The sequence below is a fragment of the Kitasatospora sp. NPDC057542 genome (assembly GCF_042801945.1).
Lineage (GTDB): Bacteria > Actinomycetota > Actinomycetes > Streptomycetales > Streptomycetaceae > Kitasatospora.
Window position 1 is genome coordinate 1 of sequence record NZ_JBHVFE010000137.1, and the last position, 19,346, is coordinate 19,346.

Here is a 19,346-nt window from a genome sequence, read left to right on the forward strand (position 1 = left end):
AGGCGGGCCCGTCCACGTCACCCGGCCAGCAGCGAGGTCAGCCGCCCCGCCAGCAGGTCCCAGCGCCAGGAACGCTCCACCCAACGCCGCCCGGCCTCGCCCATCCGCCGCCGCAGCTCCTCGTCGTGCAGCAGCCGGACGATCCGCTCGGCCGCCGCCGAGGCCGAGCCGCCGGGCACCACGTACCCGGTCTCGCCCTCCAGCACCGCGTCCGGCGCCCCGCCGGAGTCCCCCGCGACCACCGGCAGGCCGGTCGCCGAGGCCTCCAGGTAGACGATGCCCAGGCCCTCGACGTCCAGCCCCCCGCGCCGGGTGCGGCACGGCATCGCGAAGACATCCCCGGCCCCGTAGTGGGCGGGCAGCTCCTCCCACGGCACCGAGCCGGTGAACCGCACCGAGGCCCGTACGCCCGTGGCGTCCGCGAGCTTCTCCAGGTCCGCCCGGTACGGGCCGCCGCCGACGATCAGCAGCACCGCGTCCGGCACGTCGGCGAGGATCTGCGGCATCGCCTCGATCAGGGTGTCCTGGCCCTTGCGCGGCACCAGCCGGGAGACGCAGACCACCACCGGCCGGTCCGCCAGCCCCAGCCGGCGGCGCACCTCGGCGCCCCCGGAGTCCGGGTGGAAGGTCGTCTCGTCCACGCCCGGCGGCAGCTGGACCATCCGGGCCGCGGCCTGCGGCCCGACCGCCGCGGCGATCCGGGAGCGGGTGTACTCGCCCAGGTAGGTCAGCACGTCGGTGCCCGCACCGATCCGGCGCAGCAGCTGCCGGGAGACCGGCAGCTGGGCCCAGGCGGCCTCGTGCCCGTGGGTCATGCCGAGCAGCCGTCCGGCCCCGGCCCGGCGCAGCGTGGGCGCCATCAGCCCGAGCGGGGCGGCGGCGCCGAACCAGACCGAGTCGCACCGCTCCGCGCGCAGGATCTCGGCGGCCCGCCGGGTGACCCGGGGTGTGGGAACCATCACCTTCGTCCGGTCACGGATCACCGGGAACGGCTGCTCGGCGTCGAAGCGGGCCACCTCGCTGCCGTCCCGCCAGGTCGAGGCGTACACCACGACGCTGCCAGCGGGCTGACGGACGGCCATGTTGTGCACGAAGGCCTGGATGCCACCGGGGCGTGGCGGGAAGTCGTTGGTGACGATCAAGGTTCTGTGCATCAGGCCACGGCTCGTTCGGTCGGGGTGTGCGCGGTGTACCGCTGGGTGATCCGTACGATAGGTCAACACCATGACCCGCCGGGAACGGAACCGCGCACGGCAACCGTTTGACCCCCGGGTCAGTCCTAGTACCTAGGCCGCGGATGCGGCGGCCCGGGCGTCCGTCGATACGACGCCTCCGGTGGGGACGTCCGAGACGAACGAGGGAGCGCAGTGGAATTGGCCCCGGCCACCGAGCCCGGTTCTTCGCGCGGCCGCCTCGGCCGCCCGCTCGGGGCGCTCGCCGCGCTCGGAGCCACCTGGGTGGCCACCCGCGCCCTGCTGGTGCTGCTGGCGACGGGCGTGCTGAAGGCGCCCGGCGGCGACGTCACGGCGGACGTCTGGATGATCTACCACGCCTGGTACGGCGTGCTCCAGACCGGCACCTTCCCGTTCGACGACGTGACCTGGCAGTACCCGCCGGGCGCCGCCCTGGTGATCCTGCTGCCGGGCCTGCTGCCCTGGTCGTACCTGGTCTCGTTCTGGGTGATCTGCGGAATCGCCGACGCCGCCGCGGCCGCGCTGCTGGTGCGCACCGGCCTGCGCCGGGGCCGGGCGCTGACCGGCGCCTGGCTGTGGGTGGTGGGCGTGCCGCTGCTCGGCCCGATGATCTACAACCGCTTCGACGTCATCGTCACCGCGGTCGCCCTGGCCGGCCTGCTGGCGCTGATCCGTCGCCCGGCGGTCGGCGGGCTGCTGCTGGGCCTGGGCGGCATCGTCAAGATCTGGCCGCTGCTCGGCCTGATCGGCACCCCCTCCGGCCGCCGCACCCGCCGCTCCTGGACGCTGGCCGGGTCCACCGCCGTCTCGATCGGCTTCCTGCTGGCGGCCGGGATGAACGGCGCCTTCGACTTCCTGGCCTTCCAGAAGGACCGCGGCATCGAGGTCGAGTCGCTCGGCGCGCTGCCGCTGCACTTCGCCCGGATCGCCGGGGCCTGGGACGGCAGGGTCACCATGAACTACGGCTCCCCCGAGATGCTCGGGCCGTGGGTGAGCGTGATCAGCAAGGTGATGATGGCCGGCACCCTGCTGGGCTTCGGCTGGCTGCTGCTGTGGCGCTTCACCTCCAAGCGCCGCAGCGCGGCCACCATGTACGACGCGGCGCTGTGCGCGCTGCTGATATTCGTGGTGACCAGCCGGGTGATCAGCCCGCAGTACCTGGTCTGGCTGATCGGCGTCGCGGCGGTCTGCCTGACCGTGCGCAACAGCAGCCAGCGGCCGGTGGCGGTGCTGATCCTGCTCGCCTGCCCGCTGACCCTGGTCGAGTTCCCGACCATGTTCACCCAGGTCCTGGCCAGCGACCCGGCGGCGGTCACCGTGCTGGCCGTGCGCAACCTGCTGCTGCTGGCCGCGACCCTGCTCTCCTGCGTCCGGCTCTGGCGTTCCACCCGCGGCGAGGCGCCGCTGCCGCCGACCGTGGTGCTGGACCGCGAGCCCGCCCCGCTGCCGGCCGCCGGCTACCCGGTGCGTCCGGGCATCGCCTACGAGCAGGACCTGCTGGACGGCATCGACCACCCGGGCACCCCGGCCGAACAGCGCCGCTGACCGGACCCCTGATCGGACGCGCCTCAAAGCGCCGTCACCTGCTCCAGCCAGAGCCGGGTGAACTCCTCCAGGCCGACGCCCAGCTCACGGTGCATCAGCCGGTCGGTCCGGCGCTCCCGGTCCTCGCCCTGCCCGTCGGCCGCGCCGATCGCCCGGTAGAAGGCGACCAGCCGCTGCGGGCCGTGGACGCGGGCGATCAGCTCGCAGGCCAGCCAGGACTGCTCGTAGGCCTGGGCGATCCCGGAGGCTCCGGCGGCGAAGTCCCGGTCGGCGGGCAGTGCGGTCGGCGGCTTCCCCGCGGCGACGTCCCGGGCCAGCTCGGGGGCGATCTGCCGGGGGCTGCGGCCCGAGTCGCGGTAGGCGGTCCAGTCGGCGACGCCCTCGGAGAGCCACAGCGGGGTCCAGGCCCGGGTGTCGGCCCTGGTGGCGACGTGGGTGGTCTCGTGGGTGATCACCACCTGGCGGCCGAAGTCACTGAGCCGCCCGTACGCCTCCGGGTTGACCAGCACCCGGTCCGAGGGCGTGTGCCAGGGCGCGCCGGGGGCGGCCACGGTGACCGCCGCCATGCCCGTCCAGCCGTCCGGGTCGCCCTCCAGCAGCCGGGCGAACTGCTCCTCGGTGGCGGGCCGCTCCAGCAGCAGCCGCCCCGGCCAGGCGCCGCCCCAGACCTCGGTGACGGCGGGCACCGCCCGGTCCCCCACCGCGACCAGCTCGGCCGGGTCGGGGCCGGCGGCCGGCCCGAGCACCAGGCAGTGCGCGCCCGGCGCCGACCGGAGCGGCCCGAAGTCCCACGGCGCGGGCGGCCCGCCCGCGCTCTCCTCGCGCTCGACCCGCCAGCTGTCCCCCGCCCGGACCAGCTCGATCCGGCGCGGGTACACCACCGGGTACTCGTCGTACCCGGCGATCCGCACCGCCAGGTCGGCGGCGGCGGTCAGCCGCTCCGGCCCGCCGGAGGCGGCGAGCACCAGGTTGCGGTACCCCGCCTCGGCCACCGGCAGCCCGGCCCACGGCGGCGCCGAGCGCGCCCGCTCCGCGAGCGCGGCGGCCACCTCGCCGTGCCGGTCCGCCGACCGCGCCGGGCGTACCTCCGGGGCGGCCGGCTGCAGCGACAGCTGGGCCACTCCGCCGGCCGCGAGCAGCAGCGCACCCCGCCGGGACAGCACGCGGCGGGGACGGGGCCGGGGCCGGGCTGTCTCGGCGGGGTCGGCGGGGCCGGCAGGGTCGGTGGCGCCGGCGGGGCCGGACGGCAGGGCGCTCAGAGCCGGACCACCCCGGAGACCGGCATGGCGGTGACGCTCTCGTAGCGGACCTTGGCGCCCGGGCGGGGTGCGTGCACGATCACGCCTCCACCGGCGTACATGCCGACGTGGTGCATGTCCCGGTAGAAGATCACCAGGTCTCCCGGTCGCGCTTCGGACAGGCTGATCCGCTGCCCGGCGTACGCCTGGGCCTGCGAGGTGCGCGGCAGGGTCACTCCGGCCTGCCGCCAGCTGTAGTACATCAGACCGGAGCAGTCGAACGCGTGCGGCCCGGTGGCCCCGTAGACGTACGGGGAGCCGATCATCCGCACCGCGGCCGCCAGCGCGGCGGCCCCGCGCTCGGAGGCGGGCGGGGCGGTGCCGAGGTCCAGCCGGTCGGTGCCCCGGGTGGCGCGCTGCTCGGCGTCCCGGGCGTCCTGGGCCGTCATCCGGGCCCGCTCGGTGGCGTCCAGGCCGTTCAACAGCTTCTGCGCCTTGGCCAGCCGCTGCTGGATCTGCTGCTTGCTGTCGGCGAGCGAGCGGCGGGTCCGGTCGAGCTCGGCGAGCTTGCCGGCCGCCTCGGTGCGGCGCTGGTCGAGCCGGCGCTGCCGGGTGACCAGTTCGTGCAGAGTCTCCTGCTGGCGCACGGCGGCCTGGCCCAGGGTGCGGGCGCGGGCCAGGTAGCCCTCCGGGTCGGGCGAGAGGATCAGCTGGGCGGTCTGGGTCATCCCGCCGCCGCGGTACTCGGCCCCGGCCACCGTCGCCAGGTCGCCGCGCAGCTCGTTGAGCTGGTTCTGGGCGACGGCGATCTCGCCCTGGAGGATCGTGGTCTCGCCCTGGAGCCGCCGCTGGGCCTCCTGCGCCGCGTTGGCCTTCTCGGAAGCCTGCTCGGCCTCGTCGTACAGCTGTTCCACCTGTGCCGTGACGTCCTGACGGTCGGACGGGTCCGGGCTGCCGGGGGCGGCCTGGGCGCTGCCTCCGGTGGCCACGCCCAGCGCGGTGGCGGCGGCCGCGGTCAGCACCAGCGCCCGGGTGAGCAGTTGGGAACGGCGGTGCACGGGCATGGCGGCAGCGGCTCCAATCCTGCGGTGCGACCCCCGCCGCCGCACCACGACGGGCGGCCGTCGAGCGGGAGTCCGGTGGCAGACGTTAGCGAGTTCGGGCAAGCGAGTCCAAACCCCCACCAACCCGAATATTCGACCTCTAATCGGACATCAGATCGACCCCGCCGGAAAAGCCGCAGGCCCGGCCTTCCGTGGGGAAGACCGGGCCTGGAAGCGTCCGCGCGGGGATCAGACCCGCACGATGGAGGTCAGCGGCATGTTGGTGACCGCCTCGTAGCGCACCGACGCACCCGGCTTGGGCGCGTGCAGCACCTGGCCGTTGCCCGCGTAGATGCCGACGTGGTGGGCGTCGCTGTAGAAGATCAGCAGGTCGCCGGGCTGGGCCTGGGAGATGTCCGAACCGATCCGGGTGCCGGCCGAGGCCTGCGCCTGCGAGGTACGCGGCAGCGACACGCCGGCCTGGTTGAACGCCCAGACCATCAGGCCGGAGCAGTCGAAGGAGCCCGGGCCGGTGGCACCCCAGACGTACGGGCTGCCGACCTTGGACGCGGCGGCCGAGAGCGCGGCGGCACCGCGCGAGCTGCCGGCGGCCACCTTCACCGGAGCGGTGGTCGTGCCGCTCGCGAGGTCGCCGCGGCTGTTGTCGCGCGAGGCGCGGTCGGCGGCGGCCTTCGCGGCGTCGAGCTTCGCGGACTCCGCCTTCAGCTGGGCCTCGGCGGCGGCCTTCTCCTCGGCCTGCTGGAGCGCCCGGCGCTCCTGGTCGGTCAGTGTGTTGAGCAGGTCCTGGGCCGCCTTCAGCTTGCCCTGGACCTCCTCCTTGGAGGCCTTCAGCTGCTGGGTGGTCGACTCCAGCTCGGCGAGCTTGCCCTGGGCCTCGTTGCGGTCCTGGTCGAGCTTGCGCTGCTGCTCCTGGAGCTCCTTCAGCTGACCCTTCTGGGTGCTGCCGGCCTGGTTCAGCGTGCCGGCCTGGCTGAGGAAGTTGTCCGGGCTGGAGGAGAACATCAGCTGGACGGTCGGGGATATGCCCCCGTTGCGGTACTGCTCGCCGGCGATCTCGGCCAGGCCGCCCTGGAGCTCGGTGACCTGGGCCTGCTGACGGGCCACCTGGTCCTGCAGGCCGGAGACCTGCTTCTCCAGCTCCTGCTGCTTGGCCTGGGCGGCGTTGTAGTTCTCGGTCGCGACCTCGGCCTGCTCGTTGAGCTGGTCGACCTGCTCCTTGACCTGTTCCTTGGTCGGCTGCGGGTCCGCGTGGGCGCCGGACTGCGCGGAGAGGGCGACGGCTGCGGCGGCGACACCGGTCAGGATCGAGACGCGGGCGCGACCGGCGGGCTTGGGACGACGATGGGACGCCACGAAGGCGGACTCCTTCTTCCTACGTCCGCCTACCGGGTGAGCTGACGGGTTCGGGCCGGAAGCATGCCCTACGACGCCTCACGGCCGTTCCACCGGCCGACCTGGCGCCGATTCACCCCGGAGGAACGTGGTTCCCCGGCTCCGCTCCACAGCGCCCCCGAAAACTGGGCTCCCCTGTCGGGCAGTCGCTTCGACCTGCCCCGCTGCCTCGCGAACTCGGCGGTAACCACCGCCGCCACCCTGGCTGGGCGATCGACAGTGCGGTGGTTCGGGGCACGACCCTAGTAACTGAACCGTGATCCGTTCAAATCCTTGTCAGAAAAAAGACGGAAGATTACCCAAGTTCCTTTGTGAAAATGACCGATGGTGACCAGTGGCACACGCAAGGCTGATCGGTTCTCAGCATGCGGCCGCAAAGAGGCCGGAAACCCGAACGCCACCCCCGCACGGAGGTGGCGTTTTTCACAGGCCCCGGAGGAGCCCCTCGGGCATGTCGGTCCGTCAGACCCGGCGGATGGTGTTGATCGACATCGCGTCGGCCTTCATCACCTTCACCACGTCACCGGTGTGCGGCGCGTGGACCACCATGCCGTTGCCGATGTACATCCCGACGTGGTGCATGTCGGCGCCGTAGATCACCAGGTCGCCCGGCTGGGCCTGGTCCAGCGAGGGCACCCGGGTGCCGTAGTGGCCCTGCTCCTGCGAGGTGCGCGGCAGCGAGACGCCGGCCTGCCCGTACGCCCAGACCATCAGGCCCGAGCAGTCGAAGGTGGTCGACCCGGTGGCGCCCCACACGTACGGCGAGCCCTGCTTGCTCATCGCCTTGGACATCGCCACGGCCGCGTAGCCGCTGGCCGGCGGCAGACTGCTGAGGTCGACCCGGTCGCTGCCGCGCGAGGCGCGGTCGTCCTGCGCCTGCTGGGCCCGCAGCGCGGCGCGGTCGGCGGCGCTCAGCGAGTTCAGCAGGTCCTGGGCGGCCTTCAGCTTGGTGTTGACGTCCGCCTTGGCCTGGTTCAGGTCCTTGGTGGTGGTGTCCAGCGAGGCGAGCACGGCGGCCGCCTCGGTCTTCTCCTGGTCCAGCCGGCGCTGCTGGTCCAGCAGCCCCTTGAGCGCCTCGGCCTGGCTGGTGCTGGCCTGCTGGACGGTGGAGGCCTTCTCCAGGTAGCCGGACGGGTCGGAGGAGAGCATCAGCTGGACGGACGGGTCGATGCCGCCGGTGCGGTACTGCTCGCCCGCCACCTCGGCGAGGCCGCCCTGGAGCTGGGTCATCTGCTCCTGGCTGCGGGCCACCTGGTCCTGCAGCTGGTCGGCCTGCTTGCGCAGCTGGTCGGCCCGCTCCTTGGCTCCGTTGTACTTCTCCGCCGCCTGCTCCTGCTCCTCCTGGAGCTGGTCGATCTGCGCCTTGACGTCCGATTTGTTCGGCTGCGGCGCAGCGTGCGCGGCCACCTGGGCGGAGAGGGCGACCGCAGTCGCAGCGGCAGCGGTGAGCACGGAGATCCGCGCGCGGCTCGGCTGCTTGGGACGGCGGTGGGAGGCCAAGGGACCGGCTCCTTCTTTCATCGGACTCACCCGATGGGATGAGGTTCCAGAAAATAGGTTTGACGCCAGACCCTAGTGAAGATCTATCCGTTTTGCCACTCCCCCGAAGGCGTGAACTCCGGTTTCCACACCGACTTCACGAAAGCCGCGCATCGCCTCGGAACCGCGCCTGACCAGGCATCATGCGGCCCGGTGGGTTCAGGGCCGGGCCAGCCGGTTCAGCAGCAGCACCGACGCCACGGGGCGCGCGCCCGCCTTCCGCACGCCCTCCGCGACCTCCCGGTCGGTGGACACCACCACCACCGGGCGGCCCTGCGGTTCGGCCCGCACCAGGCGGCGGATCAGCTCGTCGGCCGTCTCCCCGGTCCGGCTGAACCGCACCCGGACCCCGCGCGGCGGCGCCATGATCACCGGGACGTCCAGGTCCTGCCCGTCGAACACACAGGTGACCTCCGCCTGGGTGCGCTGGGCCAGCATCGCCAGCCCGCCCAGCAGCCGGATCCGCTGCTGCTCCAGCGGCAGCGTCGGATAGCCGGTCTTGGTCACGTTGTAGCCGTCCACCACCAGGTGCACCTGAGGAATCGCCAGCAGCTGGTCCAACAGCGCCGGATCGTCCTCGGCCAGCCCGCGCCGGGCCACGTCGTGCGGGGAGGCCGCCCCCGGCACCACCGCCTCCACCAGGTCCGCCGGGCGGATCTGGGAGACCGGCAGCGCCAGCTCCCGCTGGAGTCCCTGGGCCGACTGCAGCACGGCGTCCAGCAGCAGCCGCAGCCGCATGTCCTCGACACTGCGCCCCTCGCGGGCCGACCGGCGGCCCTGCTCGACCGCGTTCTCCAGTTCGGAGACCCGGTGCCTGAGCCTGCGCGCCTCGATCTCGGCCGCGCCGCGCTCGGCCGCGGCCTGCGCCTTCACGGCCTCCAGCTCGCCGGCCACCCGGCGGGTCTCGGCCTGCGCCCGGCGGGTGTCGCTCTCCAGTGACCGCACCTTCTTGCGCAGCGACTCCGCCTCCTTGCGGACCCCGTCGGACTCGGCCCGCTGCCGGTCCATGTCCGCCCGCGCGGAGGCCCGCACCTCGGCCAGCTCGGCCTGCAGCTTCTCCATCAACCGGGCCGCCTCCGCGGCCGCGTCCTCGGCGCCGGCCCGCTCGGCCTCCTCGCCGACCTCGGCCACCAGCCGGCTCCAGCCCGGCGAACGCACCAGGTAGGCGGCGGCCGCGATGTCCATCGGATCGGCCGCGCCCGGGACGGTGCCCGACTCCAGCGACTTCACCAGGTCCGGCTGCCCCAGGCGCAGCCGCTCCGCTATCCGTACCCGGAAGGCGGGCTCCGCCTCCAGCGCCGCCGCCAGCGCGGTGGCCGCGTACTTGGCCCGTCGCGCCGGGGTGAACTTGACGTACTGGCGCAGGCCCTGCGGGAGCTCGGTCGACGGCAGCCCGCCGAGCGCGTCCGAGGCCAGCCCGACCACGCGTCGGCGCACGCCCTCGGGCAGCGGCCGGTCGAGCTTCTCGACGACGGGCTCCGCCGCGGGCTCGCAGGAGTCGTTCGCCGCCCCCGCCGCCTCGGCCGAGGCCTCGGCCGCAGCGGGCTGAAGCCCCTGGGCTTCGCCGGGCTCCTTCGCTGCGTCCACCACGTCCTCGGCTCCGATCCTGGTCCAGCGGGCACGGCCGCTGCCGCCCCTGTCGTCACGCTCCGTGCGTCTTGTTTCTGTATTGTCCCGTGCGGCACGGGCGGGTGCGCCGCGCACCCACCCGTCGCACCGGCGGGGATCAGCCCTGCTCGGCGGGGTCCTGCGGCCCCTCGGCGCCCGGCCGGGCCACCAGCTCGACCTGGTCCACCGCGTTGCACCAGCGGCAGCGCACCGACTCGACGGTCTCGCTCAGCACCTCGGTCTCCTCGACCTTGGACTCGCCGGCCAGGTCGAAGTGGAGGAACTCGGTGACCCGCGCGGTACGGGTCACGTCGAAGCGGGTGAGGTTGCCGCACAGGGTGCAGCGCCAGCGCGTCTCGGCAGTCAGGGCGGGGACGGTCATCGGGGGTCCTCTCGGGTGGTCCCTGCGTGGGCTAGGCGCTCCCCCCGGAGCCCCGGCGTCGGCGGCGGGAGGCGGGAATGCCCGCCCCCAGCCTATTGCCTGGGGCAACCATCGCGACCACCGGTTGCCCGAACAACCGAGCTAGTCCACCTGCCGTAAACCGCCGTGTCACCTGCGGCGCCCGGAGGGATGCTTGGCCACATGGCGCTCGCGGCCCCCGACCACACCGCCGCCCCGGGCGGCCGCCCGGCGGCGACCGTCCCGGTGGTCAGCTACGCCTTGATCGCGCTCAACACCCTGGTCTTCCTGCTCGGCCCGGCCGCCGGGCTCAACCCGCTGTACGGCACCGGCCAGACCCGGCTCTGCGCGGAGCAGCGGTACGAGCAGCGCTGGGGCGCCATCCCGGCCGAGGTGCTGGCCGGACGGGCGCTGACCGCCGGACAGCTCGCCGAGGCCCCCGACCCGGCCCCCGGCTGCCCGACCGCCCCGACTCCGGGCAAGCACCCGGCCCTGTCCGTCCTCACCGGGCTCTTCCTGCACGCCGGCTGGCTGCACCTGCTGGGGAACCTGCTCTTCCTCCAGGTCTTCGGCCCCACCGTCGAACGGCGGCTGGGCCGGGCCCGGTACGCCGTCTTCTACCTGGCCGCCGGCAGCCTGACCACGTACGGCTTCGCGCTCGCCGAGGCACACTCGCCGAACTCCACCCGGGTGCTCATCGGCGCCTCCGGGGCGATCTCCGCCGCCCTCGGCGCCTACCTGCGCCTCCACCCCCGGGCCCGGGTGACCACCCTCGTCCCGCTGCTGCTCTTCCTGCCGCTGCGCTTCCCCTCCTGGCTGGTGCTCGGCCTCTGGTTCGCCCTGCAGTGGTGGTCGATGCACTCGGCCGGCCCGGGGGTGGCGTACCTGGTCCACGTGATCGGCTTCTCGGCCGGGTTCCTCTACGTCTGCACCGTGGTCCGCCACCCCCCGCGACGACCGGGCCGACGCCCGATACGCTGGCGGCACCCCACAAAGGAGCCCGAACTGTGATCACCGCCATCGTCCTGATCAAGACCAGTGTCGACCGCATCCCGGAGATCGCCGAGTCCATCGCTGCCATCGAGGGCGTGAGCGAGGTCTATTCGGTGACCGGGGGCTACAACCTGGTGGCGATGGTGCGGGTGCGCCGGCACGACGACCTGGCCGAGGTCATCCCGGGCCGGCTCAACAAGGTCCCGGGTGTGGCCCACACCGAGACCCAGATCGCCTTCCGCACCTACTCCCAGCACGACCTGGAAGCCGCCTTCGCCCTCGGCCTGGACGAGTAGCGATCAGCCCTCGCGCCGACCCCGGTCGATCTGCGCGGTCGCGACGCAGCGCCCGCCCTCGTTGCGGTAGCTCCAGGCCGCGCCGTCCGTGACCAGCTCCCGGACGGCGGTCAGGAAGCGGTCCACGTGCTCGTCCGGCGTCCCGGCGCCGAAGCTCACCCGGATCGCGTTCAGGCTGCGCTCGCCCGGCAGCGAGGGATCGGGAGCGCCGCACGCCGATTCGACGGCCGGGGCCTCGTCCCCGAGCAGCGTGCGCACCAGCGGGTGGGCGCAGAACAGGCCGTCGCGCACCCCGATGCCGTACTCGGCGGACAGCGCGGCCGAGAAGTGCGAGCTGTTCCAGCCCCGGACGACGAAGGACAGCACGCCCACCCGCGTGGAGTCCGCGCCGAACAGGTTCAGCACCTTGACCTGTGGGATCTCGGCCAGCCCGGCCGTCAGGCGGGCGATCAGCTGCTGCTCGCGGGCCTCCAGCGCGTCGAAGCCGGCCTCGGTCAGCGCCCGGCAGGCCGAGGCGATCGCATAGGCGCCGATGACGTTCGGCGAGCCGGCCTCGTGCCGGGCCGGGCCGGTGTGCCACTGCACGGCCACCGAGCCGTCGGTCTCCCGGGCCACCGTACGGGTCGCCCCGCCGCCGGCGAGGTACGGCTCGGCCGCGTCCAGCCAGTCCGCCCGGCCGGCCAGCACCCCGGCGCCGAACGGCGCGTAGATCTTGTGGCCGGAGAAGGCGATCCAGTCGACGCCCAGCTCGCGCACCGAGACCCGGTGGTGCGGCGCCAGCTGGGCGGCGTCCAGCACCACCCGGGCGCCGTGCCGGTGGGCGGTCTCGGTGAGCTCGGCGACCGGCCACAGCTCGCCGGTCACGTTGGAAGCGCCGGTGACGCAGAGCAGCTTGGGGCCCTCGGGCGCCTCGGCGAGCGCGGCGTCCAGCGCGGCCACCGCCTCGGCCCGCGAGCGCGGCGCCCGCAGGTAGGTCACGTCCAGTCCGGCGTGCGCCCAGGGCAGCAGCGAGGCGTGGTGCTCGGTCTCGAAGGCGAACACCCGGGTGCCGGCCGGAACGGCGGCGGCCAGCAGGTTGAGCGAGTCGGTGGTGGCCCGGGTGAAGACCACCTGATCGCCCTCGCGCAGGTCGAGGAACTCGCCGACGGTGCGGCGGCTCTGCTCGAACAGGTCGGTGGACAGCTGCGAGAGGTACCCGGCGCCGCGGTGGACGCTGCCGTAGTACGGCGCGTAGGCGGCGACGTCGTCCCACACCCGCTGGAGCGCCGGCGAGCTGGCCGCGTAGTCGAGCGCCGCGTAGCCGACCCTCTCACCGCTGGCGAGCGGGACCTCGACGTCGGCGCCGAGGACGGCGAGCGGGGCGCAGATTTCGGTGGAGAGGGACATGAGGATGCACTCCTTCAGGGGTGTAGGGACCCCGGGAGTGCCAGTCGTCGGGCGTCCGCGCTTGTCGCACGGACGGTTTGCCGTGGCGACCCGGTCCTCACCCAGGGCACCCCGCCACGGACGGAGGGTTGCCGGACAGCCAGCTGGGGCTTGACGCTGTCGCTCATGACCTGGCGAAGACTCTAGGCCGCGTCCAGCGGGTGGTCAAACGGGCATCCAGCATCCGGACAGCGCGCGAAGAGCCCGTGCCGGCGTACCGGCACGGGCTCCCCAACGGCCGTCTCAGATCCGGCTGGTGGCCTCCGACCAGCGCCGCAGCAGGTCCTGTGCGGCGCCGGAGTCGATCGCCTTCGCGGCCCGCTCCATGCCGGCCGCCAGCTGCTCGGTCAGCGGTGCGTCGCCCAGGTCCAGCGCGACCAGCGCCGCCGCCGTGTTCAGCAGGACGGCGTCCCGCACCGGCCCGTGCTCCCCCGCCAGCAGCCGCCGCGCGACCTCGGCGTTGTACGAGGCGTCCGCCCCGCGCAGCGCCTCGATGCCGACCAGCTCGATGCCGACGTCCCGCGGGTCGAAGGTGGTCTCGGTGACCACTCCGTCGCGCACCAGCCAGACCTGCGAGGTGGTGGTGATGGTCAGCTCGTCCAGCCCGTCGTCACCGCGGAAGACCAGCGCCGTCGCGCCCCGCCGGGCCAGCACCCCGGCGATCAGCCCGGACAGCCGGGTGTCGAAGCAGCCGATGGCGTGCGCGGTGACCTTGGCCGGGTTGGTCAGCGGGCCGAGGATGTTGAAGGCGGTCGGCACCCCGAGGTCGCGCCGCGCGGTGGCCGCGTGCCGCATCGAGGGGTGGAACTTCGCCGCAAAGCAGAAGGTGAGCCCGACTTCCTCGGCCACCTCGGCGACCCGCCGGGAGGAGAGGTCCAGCGCCACCCCGAGCTTCTCCAGCACGTCCGAGGAGCCGCTGGCGGAGGAGGCCGACCGGTTGCCGTGCTTGACCACCTTGGCGCCGGCGGCCGCCGCGACGATCGCCGACATGGTGGAGATGTTGACGGTCTTCGCCCGGTCCCCGCCGGTGCCGACGATGTCCACCGCCGGGCCGGGGATCTCCAGCGGCTCGGCGTGCGCGTACATTGCGTCGACCAGACCGGCGATCTCCTCGACCGACTCGCCCTTGGCCCGCAGCGCGATCATGAACCCGGCCACCTGCACCGGGGACGCCTCGCCGCTCATGATCCGGTCCATCGCCCACTCGGTGGACGAGCGGTCGAGGTCGTTCCCCTTCAACAGTGCCGCCAGGAGGTCCGGCCAGGTGCGGACCACCTGCGCGGGGTCGCTACCGCCGTTCGCAGGGTTCACGTTCACCATGGCTGACTCCAGCTGTTGTCGGTTCCCCACACCAGGGGGACGTCCGTACGGATGGAGCCAGCCTATCGAGCGAAGGGGCGGCTTCTACCCCTGTATTTGCTAACTGCCGGACCGGATTTCAGCGGACTGCCGGAGTCCGCTTCGCCAGCCGCGCCCGCAGCAGGGTGGCGACCGCCTCGGCCAGCGCCACCGGGTCCACCGGGTGGGAGATGGCGGCGTCGGCCCGGCTCCAGGCGGCGAGCCAGGAGTCCTGCGGCCGCCCGATCAGCACCAGCACCGGCGGGCAGCCGTAGATCTCGTCCTTGAGCTGGCGCCCGAGGCCCAGCCCGCCGGCCGGAACGGCCTCGCCGTCCAGCACGCAGAGGTCCACTCCCCCCTTCTCCAGCGCCTTGAGCACCGCGGGGGTGGTCGCGCACTCCAGGTAGGACAGTTCCGGAAGATCCTCGGCGGGCCGGCGGCCGAGCGCCGTCAGCACCTGCTCACGGGTGTTGCGGTCGTCGCTGTAGACGAGGACGGTGAGCGTCTCATCGGTCGTGTACGCCATGGGCCCTGCTCCCTCAAGTGTGATCCGGACCACGTTCGCCTGATCCGGATGCTACTCCGGATCACCCTCCGCCGAGTCCCCCTCGCGCACGTTCCTCCCCGAGCCGCCGCGTCCCGGGCTCACCCGCCCGGAGGACGGCCCGTCACCCGGCCCCGCCCGGTCCACCCGTACGGCCGACCCGAGGCCCCTCCCCCTTACCTCCCGCGGCTACTCCGACCGTGCAGCGACGCGCCGGGCAAGGGGGTCGCAGGCCCCTCCGAGGAACCATCAGAAAAGGGACGCGCCGCTGCTCAGTCCCCGTCCGGACACCCCGTCGACCCCCAAGCGGGCATACCGCACGCACCGGACACTCCGAGGGACACCCCCCGACGTGAAGACGGAATAAGGGACCGACATAATGTCCGTCGTGGCGACAGCAACAGCAGTAGAAACCGGGCACGCGCACGGATCGGTCAACCGGCCGAACATGGTCAGCGTCGGAACGATCGTCTGGCTCAGTTCCGAGTTGATGTTCTTCGCGGCCCTCTTCGCGATGTACTTCACGCTCCGCTCCGTCAAGGGGCCGGAGTTCTGGACCGAGAAGGCCCACGCCCTCAACGTGCCCTTCTCCTCGGTCAACACCACGATCCTGGTGCTCTCCTCGCTCACCTGCCAGCTCGGTGTGTTCGCTGCCGAGCGCGGTGACGTGAAGAAGCTCCGGGCGTGGTTCATCCTCACGTTCGCCATGGGCGCGGTCTTCATCGGCGGCCAGGTCTTCGAGTACACCGAGCTGGTCAAGAAGGACGGCCTCTCGCTGTCCTCCGACCCGTACGGCACGGTGTTCTACCTGACCACCGGCTTCCACGGGCTGCACGTGACGGGTGGTCTGATCGCCTTCCTGCTGGTCCTGGGACGGACGTACGCAGCCAAGCGCTTCACGCACGAGCAGGCCACCGCCGCGATCGTCGTGTCGTACTACTGGCACTTCGTCGACGTCGTGTGGATCGGCCTGTTCGCGACCATCTACCTGATCAAGTAACCAGCTGATCAGGTCGCTGGCCACCGGCAGCGGCCCCCGCCCTCACCGGCGACGGGCCGCTTCTGCCGGTGCCGACGCTCCCACCGACCGACCGCGCGCGCAGCCCTAGACAGGCAGCCTCGTGCCGGCCAGACCGGCCGCCGGGTGCACCCACCAGTCGACCAGATCCTGACACCGGGGTTATTCCGTGAAAAAGCTCTCCGCACGACGGCGCCACCCATTGGCGGCGCTGGTCGTCCTACTTCTCGCCCTGGCGGCAACCGGGGGGCTGTACGCCGCGTTCGCGCCCGCCGACAAGGCGCAGGCCGACGTCGCCGCGCAGTCGCTCGCGATCGATGAGGGCAAGAAGCTCTTCGCCGTGGGCTGCTCCTCCTGCCACGGCCTGAACGGCCAGGGCAGCAGTGACGGTCCGAGCCTGGTCGGCGTCGGCTCCGCTGCTGTCGACTTCCAGGTCGGCACCGGCCGCATGCCGGCCCAGCAGCCCGGCGCCCAGGTCCCGCGCAAGAAGAACATCTACTCGCAGGCCGAGATCGACCAGCTCGCCGCCTTCGTCGCCTCCCTCGGTCCCGGCCCGGTGATCCCGAAGGAGGAGCAGTTCACCTCGACCAACCCCGAGGACATCTCCAAGGGTGGCGAGCTGTTCCGCACCAACTGCGCCCAGTGCCACAACTTCGCCGGCCAGGGTGGTGCCCTGACCAAGGGCAAGTCCGCCCCGTCGCTCGAGGGCGTGGACGCCAAGCACATCTACGAGGCCATGCAGACCGGCCCGCAGAACATGCCGTCGTTCCCGGACACCACCATGCCCGAGGAGCAGAAGAAGCAGATCGTGGCCTTCGTCCGCCACACCACCAACGATGAGCCCAACCCCGGCGGTCTCACCCTGGGCAGCCTCGGTCCGGTGACCGAGGGTCTGTTCGGCTGGATCTTCGGCCTCGGCACGCTCATCGCGGTCGCGATCTGGGTCGCCGCCCACACCACCAAGGCCAAGAAGTCATGAGCCACGACATGTCAGAAGAGAAGCTCCCGGAGCCGCACGGCTCCGCCGGCGAGGTGGCCGACCACGGCAGCCCGTTCGCCGACCCGGGCCTGCCGGCCCACGAGCCCCGTCGCACCGACATCGACGAGCGGGCCGCCCAGCGCGCCGAGCGCCAGGTCTCGCTGATGTTCGTGATCTCGATGCTCGCCACCATCGGCTTCATCGCCTCGTACGTGGCCATCGACCCGGACCAGATCGTCTACGTCTTCCCGCTCGGTCACATCAGCGCGCTGAACTTCGCGCTCGGTCTGACCCTGGGCGTCGCGCTGTTCATGATCGGCGCGGGCGCGGTCCACTGGGCCCGCACCCTGATGTCGGACGTCGAGATGCCGTCCGAGCGTCACCCGATCGAGGCCTCCGACGAGGTCCGCGCCGACGTCATCGAGCAGTTCAGGACCGGTGCCGCCGAGTCCGGCTTCGGCCGCCGCAAGATGATCCGCAACACCCTGATCGGCTCCATGGCGCTGGTCCCGCTCTCCGGCGTGGTCCTGCTCCGTGACCTTGGCCCGCTTCCCGAGAAGAAGCTCAAGGAGACCGGTTGGAAGGAGGCGACCGAGGCCAAGCCGCTGCAGCTCATCAACATGAACACCATGCAGCCGATGAAGCCCGAGGACATCATCGTCGGCTCGCTCACGTTCGCCATGCCGGAGGGCCTGTCCACGCACAGCGAGGACTTCCAGCAGCGGATCGCCAAGGACGCCCTGATGCTGGTCCGCATCGCGCCCGAGGACATCAAGGACGAGAAGTCCAAGGAGCTGGGCTTCGAGGGCATCCTCGCCTACTCCAAGATCTGCACCCACGTCGGCTGCCCGATCAGCCTGTACGAGCAGCAGACCCACCACGCGCTCTGCCCCTGCCACCAGTCGACCTTCGACCTGGCGGACGGCGCTCGCGTCATCTTCGGCCCGGCCGGCCACCCGCTGCCGCAGCTGAAGATCATCACTGACGAGAAGGGCAACCTGGTCGCCACCGGCGACTTCGCTGAGCCCGTCGGCCCGAGCTACTGGGAGCGTGCTCGATGAGTAGCGCGAGCAGCACCACCACCGGTGCCGCCAAGCCCTCCAGCACGCGCGCCAAGCCCGCCAACAAGTGGGAGGCCGCGGCTGACTGGACTGACGGCCGGCTGGGGATCTACTCCCTCGCCAAGGCCAACCTGCGGAAGATCTTCCCGGACCACTGGTCCTTCATGCTGGGCGAGATCTGCCTCTACACGTTCATCATCATCATCCTGACCGGTGTCTACCTGACGCTGTTCTTCAAGCCCTCGATGGCCGAGGTCGTCTACGACGGCTCGTACGTGCCGCTCAAGGGCATCCCGATGTCGGAGGCCTACGCCTCCACCGTCGACATCAGCTTCGAGGTCCGCGGCGGCCTGCTGATCCGTCAGATCCACCACTGGGCCGCCCTGGTCTTCGTGGCCGCGATGCTCGTGCACATGATGCGCGTGTTCTTCACCGGCGCGTTCCGCAAGCCGCGTGAGATCAACTGGGTCTTCGGCTTCCTGCTGCTGGTCCTGGGCATGTTCGACGGCTTCTTCGGCTACTCCCTGCCGGACGACCTGCTCTCGGGCACCGGTATCCGCTTCATGGAAGGCGCGATCCTCGCCGTCCCGCTGATCGGCACCTACGTCCAGATGTTCCTGTTCGGGGGCGAGTTCCCCGGCCACGACATCGTGCCGCGGTTCTTCACCATCCACGTGCTGCTGATCCCGGGCATCATGCTCGGCCTGCTGGTGGCGCACCTGATCCTGGTCTTCTACCACAAGCACACCCAGTGGGCGGGCCCGGGCAAGACCGAGAAGAACGTCGTCGGCATGCCGCTGATGCCGGTCTACATGGCCAAGGCCGGTGGCTTCTTCTTCCTGGTGTTCGGCCTCATCGCCGTCATCTCGGCGATCGCCACGATCAACCCGATCTGGGCGTACGGCCCGTACCGTCCGGACCAGGTCTCCACGGACGCCCAGCCCGACTGGTACATGGGCTTCTCCGAGGGTCTGATCCGTGTCATGCCGGGCTGGGAGATCAGCGTCTGGGGCGGCCACACCCTCAACCTGGGTGTCATGGTCCCGCTGGCGATCTTCCCGTTGGTCCTGGTCTCGATCGCGGCCTACCCGTTCATCGAGGGCTGGATCACCGGCGACAAGCGCGAGCACCACATCCTGGACCGCCCGCGCAACGCTCCGGTCCGCACCGCCCTGGGCGCCGCCTGGATCAGCCTCTACCTGATCCTGCTGATGGCCGGTGGCAACGACCTGTTCGCCACCCACCTGCACCTGTCGATCAACTCGGTCACCTACTTCGTCCGCGTCGGCTTCTTCGTCGTCCCGGTCGTCGTCTTCATCATCACCAAGCGCTGGTGCCTCGGTCTCCAGCGCCGTGACAAGGAGAAGGTGCTGCACGGCCGCGAGACGGGTGTCATCAAGCGCCTGCCGCACGGCGAGTTCATCGAGGTGCACGCCCAGCTCCCGCAGAAGGACCTGTACAAGCTCACCGCGCACGACCAGATCCAGCCGGTCGAGCTGCCGGCCCAGGCGGACGAGAACGGCGTGGCCCGCAAGGCCGGCGTCCTCACCCGCACCCGGGCCAAGCTCTCCCGCGGTTTCTACGGCGAGGGCAGCCAGATCCCCAAGCCGACCGCCGAGGAGCACCACGAGATCACCAGCGGCCACGGCCACCACTGATCCCGTAGGCACCACCGCGTCACCCCGAGGGCCGCTGACCAGAGTTCTTCTGGTC

General features: G+C 72.0%; 17 protein-coding genes and 2 riboswitches. Of the genes, 7 read left to right on the top strand and 10 right to left on the bottom strand.

Annotation, left to right across the window (positions count from 1 at the left end; all coding sequences use genetic code 11):
- Positions 1-17: 17 nt before the first annotated feature.
- Entirely contained in the window at positions 18-1,154 is a 1,137-nt protein-coding gene (locus ACFU7Y_RS19085) for a glycosyltransferase family 4 protein (protein ID WP_224284146.1), read from the bottom strand.
- 213 nt (positions 1,155-1,367) lie between these two features.
- On the opposite strand from ACFU7Y_RS19085, the gene ACFU7Y_RS19090 reads away from it, so the two are divergent.
- Positions 1,368-2,738 carry a glycosyltransferase 87 family protein gene (locus tag ACFU7Y_RS19090; protein WP_224284147.1) on the top strand — a complete coding sequence of 457 codons (1,371 nt, stop codon included), beginning with the start codon at positions 1,368-1,370 and terminating at the stop codon, positions 2,736-2,738.
- 23 nt (positions 2,739-2,761) lie between these two features.
- On the opposite strand, the gene ACFU7Y_RS19095 is transcribed toward ACFU7Y_RS19090, so the two are convergent.
- From ACFU7Y_RS19095 to ACFU7Y_RS19120, 6 genes are all read right to left on the bottom strand, one after another.
- Positions 2,762-3,901 carry a hypothetical protein gene (locus ACFU7Y_RS19095; protein ID WP_380768934.1) on the bottom strand — a complete coding sequence of 380 codons (1,140 nt, stop codon included), beginning with the start codon at positions 3,899-3,901 and terminating at the stop codon, positions 2,762-2,764.
- A gap of 92 nt (positions 3,902-3,993) precedes the next feature.
- Positions 3,994-5,040 (bottom strand): C40 family peptidase, encoded by a 1,047-nt coding sequence (locus tag ACFU7Y_RS19100; RefSeq protein ID WP_224278345.1) that lies wholly within the window; start codon positions 5,038-5,040, stop codon positions 3,994-3,996.
- Between the two features lie 228 nt (positions 5,041-5,268).
- Positions 5,269-6,393 carry an NlpC/P60 family protein gene (locus ACFU7Y_RS19105; RefSeq protein WP_224278343.1) on the bottom strand — a complete coding sequence of 375 codons (1,125 nt, stop codon included), beginning with the start codon at positions 6,391-6,393 and terminating at the stop codon, positions 5,269-5,271.
- A 10-nt stretch (positions 6,394-6,403) separates the two neighbouring features.
- Positions 6,404-6,557, bottom strand: a riboswitch (cyclic di-AMP (ydaO/yuaA leader).
- Between the two features lie 337 nt (positions 6,558-6,894).
- On the bottom strand, positions 6,895-7,932 hold the full coding sequence (locus ACFU7Y_RS19110) for a C40 family peptidase (RefSeq protein WP_224278341.1): 1,038 nt from the start codon (positions 7,930-7,932) through the stop codon (positions 6,895-6,897).
- Positions 7,933-8,130: 198 nt separating this feature from the next.
- Entirely contained in the window at positions 8,131-9,420 is a 1,290-nt protein-coding gene (locus ACFU7Y_RS19115) for an NYN domain-containing protein (RefSeq protein ID WP_263454767.1), read from the bottom strand.
- A 277-nt stretch (positions 9,421-9,697) separates the two neighbouring features.
- Entirely contained in the window at positions 9,698-9,961 is a 264-nt protein-coding gene (locus tag ACFU7Y_RS19120) for a hypothetical protein (RefSeq protein WP_224278340.1), read from the bottom strand.
- Between the two features lie 201 nt (positions 9,962-10,162).
- On the opposite strand from ACFU7Y_RS19120, the gene ACFU7Y_RS19125 reads away from it, so the two are divergent.
- Both ACFU7Y_RS19125 and ACFU7Y_RS19130 read left to right on the top strand, forming a co-directional pair.
- Positions 10,163-10,990, top strand: coding sequence for a rhomboid family intramembrane serine protease (locus tag ACFU7Y_RS19125; protein ID WP_224278338.1), 828 nt, complete (start codon positions 10,163-10,165; stop codon positions 10,988-10,990).
- The gene (locus ACFU7Y_RS19130; RefSeq protein WP_224278336.1) at positions 10,987-11,268 is read left to right on the top strand and encodes an Lrp/AsnC family transcriptional regulator; all 282 of its coding nucleotides are present in this window, start codon (positions 10,987-10,989) and stop codon (positions 11,266-11,268) included. The genes ACFU7Y_RS19125 and ACFU7Y_RS19130 overlap by 4 nt, the downstream gene beginning before the upstream one ends.
- 3 nt (positions 11,269-11,271) lie before the next feature.
- Here ACFU7Y_RS19130 and ACFU7Y_RS19135 read toward each other — a convergent pair whose 3' ends face one another.
- The 3 genes from ACFU7Y_RS19135 to ACFU7Y_RS19145 all read right to left on the bottom strand — a co-directional run bounded on the left by ACFU7Y_RS19135 (position 11,272) and on the right by ACFU7Y_RS19145 (position 14,557).
- A complete protein-coding gene (locus ACFU7Y_RS19135) occupies positions 11,272-12,654 on the bottom strand; it encodes an aminotransferase class V-fold PLP-dependent enzyme (protein WP_224278334.1) in 1,383 nt (460 codons plus the stop codon).
- 52 nt (positions 12,655-12,706) lie between these two features.
- A riboswitch (SAM riboswitch) is annotated at positions 12,707-12,825 on the bottom strand.
- A gap of 111 nt (positions 12,826-12,936) precedes the next feature.
- On the bottom strand, positions 12,937-14,013 hold the full coding sequence (gene trpD / locus ACFU7Y_RS19140; protein ID WP_224278332.1) for an anthranilate phosphoribosyltransferase: 1,077 nt from the start codon (positions 14,011-14,013) through the stop codon (positions 12,937-12,939).
- A gap of 118 nt (positions 14,014-14,131) precedes the next feature.
- Positions 14,132-14,557 carry a hypothetical protein gene (locus ACFU7Y_RS19145; protein WP_224278331.1) on the bottom strand — a complete coding sequence of 142 codons (426 nt, stop codon included), beginning with the start codon at positions 14,555-14,557 and terminating at the stop codon, positions 14,132-14,134.
- A 397-nt stretch (positions 14,558-14,954) separates the two neighbouring features.
- Between ACFU7Y_RS19145 and ACFU7Y_RS19150 the strand changes: the two genes are divergently transcribed.
- From ACFU7Y_RS19150 to ACFU7Y_RS19165, 4 genes are all read left to right on the top strand, one after another.
- The gene (locus ACFU7Y_RS19150) at positions 14,955-15,575 is read left to right on the top strand and encodes a heme-copper oxidase subunit III (protein ID WP_049651835.1); all 621 of its coding nucleotides are present in this window, start codon (positions 14,955-14,957) and stop codon (positions 15,573-15,575) included.
- 187 nt (positions 15,576-15,762) lie between these two features.
- Entirely contained in the window at positions 15,763-16,572 is an 810-nt protein-coding gene (locus tag ACFU7Y_RS19155) for a c-type cytochrome (protein WP_224278329.1), read from the top strand.
- An 8-nt stretch (positions 16,573-16,580) separates the two neighbouring features.
- A complete protein-coding gene (locus ACFU7Y_RS19160) occupies positions 16,581-17,633 on the top strand; it encodes a ubiquinol-cytochrome c reductase iron-sulfur subunit (protein ID WP_224278327.1) in 1,053 nt (350 codons plus the stop codon).
- Entirely contained in the window at positions 17,630-19,291 is a 1,662-nt protein-coding gene (locus ACFU7Y_RS19165) for a ubiquinol-cytochrome c reductase cytochrome b subunit (protein WP_224278325.1), read from the top strand. Before ACFU7Y_RS19160 ends, ACFU7Y_RS19165 begins: the two co-directional genes overlap by 4 nt.
- Positions 19,292-19,346: the final 55 nt, after the last annotated feature.

Excerpts from the sequence above, each read along its gene's own strand:
- ACFU7Y_RS19085 (WP_224284146.1), bottom strand. The coding sequence starts at position 1,154 with ATGCACAGAACCTTGATCGTCACCAACGACTTCCCGCCACGCCCCGGT.
- ACFU7Y_RS19100 (WP_224278345.1), bottom strand. The coding sequence starts at position 5,040 with ATGCCCGTGCACCGCCGTTCCCAACTGCTCACCCGGGCGCTGGTGCTG.
- ACFU7Y_RS19120 (WP_224278340.1), bottom strand. The coding sequence starts at position 9,961 with ATGACCGTCCCCGCCCTGACTGCCGAGACGCGCTGGCGCTGCACCCTG.
- ACFU7Y_RS19125 (WP_224278338.1), top strand. The coding sequence starts at position 10,163 with ATGGCGCTCGCGGCCCCCGACCACACCGCCGCCCCGGGCGGCCGCCCG.
- ACFU7Y_RS19135 (WP_224278334.1), bottom strand. The coding sequence starts at position 12,654 with ATGTCCCTCTCCACCGAAATCTGCGCCCCGCTCGCCGTCCTCGGCGCC.
- trpD (WP_224278332.1), bottom strand. The coding sequence starts at position 14,013 with ATGGTGAACGTGAACCCTGCGAACGGCGGTAGCGACCCCGCGCAGGTG.
- ACFU7Y_RS19145 (WP_224278331.1), bottom strand. The coding sequence starts at position 14,557 with ATGGCGTACACGACCGATGAGACGCTCACCGTCCTCGTCTACAGCGAC.
- ACFU7Y_RS19150 (WP_049651835.1), top strand. The coding sequence starts at position 14,955 with ATGTCCGTCGTGGCGACAGCAACAGCAGTAGAAACCGGGCACGCGCAC.
- ACFU7Y_RS19160 (WP_224278327.1), top strand. The coding sequence starts at position 16,581 with ATGTCAGAAGAGAAGCTCCCGGAGCCGCACGGCTCCGCCGGCGAGGTG.
- ACFU7Y_RS19165 (WP_224278325.1), top strand. The coding sequence starts at position 17,630 with ATGAGTAGCGCGAGCAGCACCACCACCGGTGCCGCCAAGCCCTCCAGC.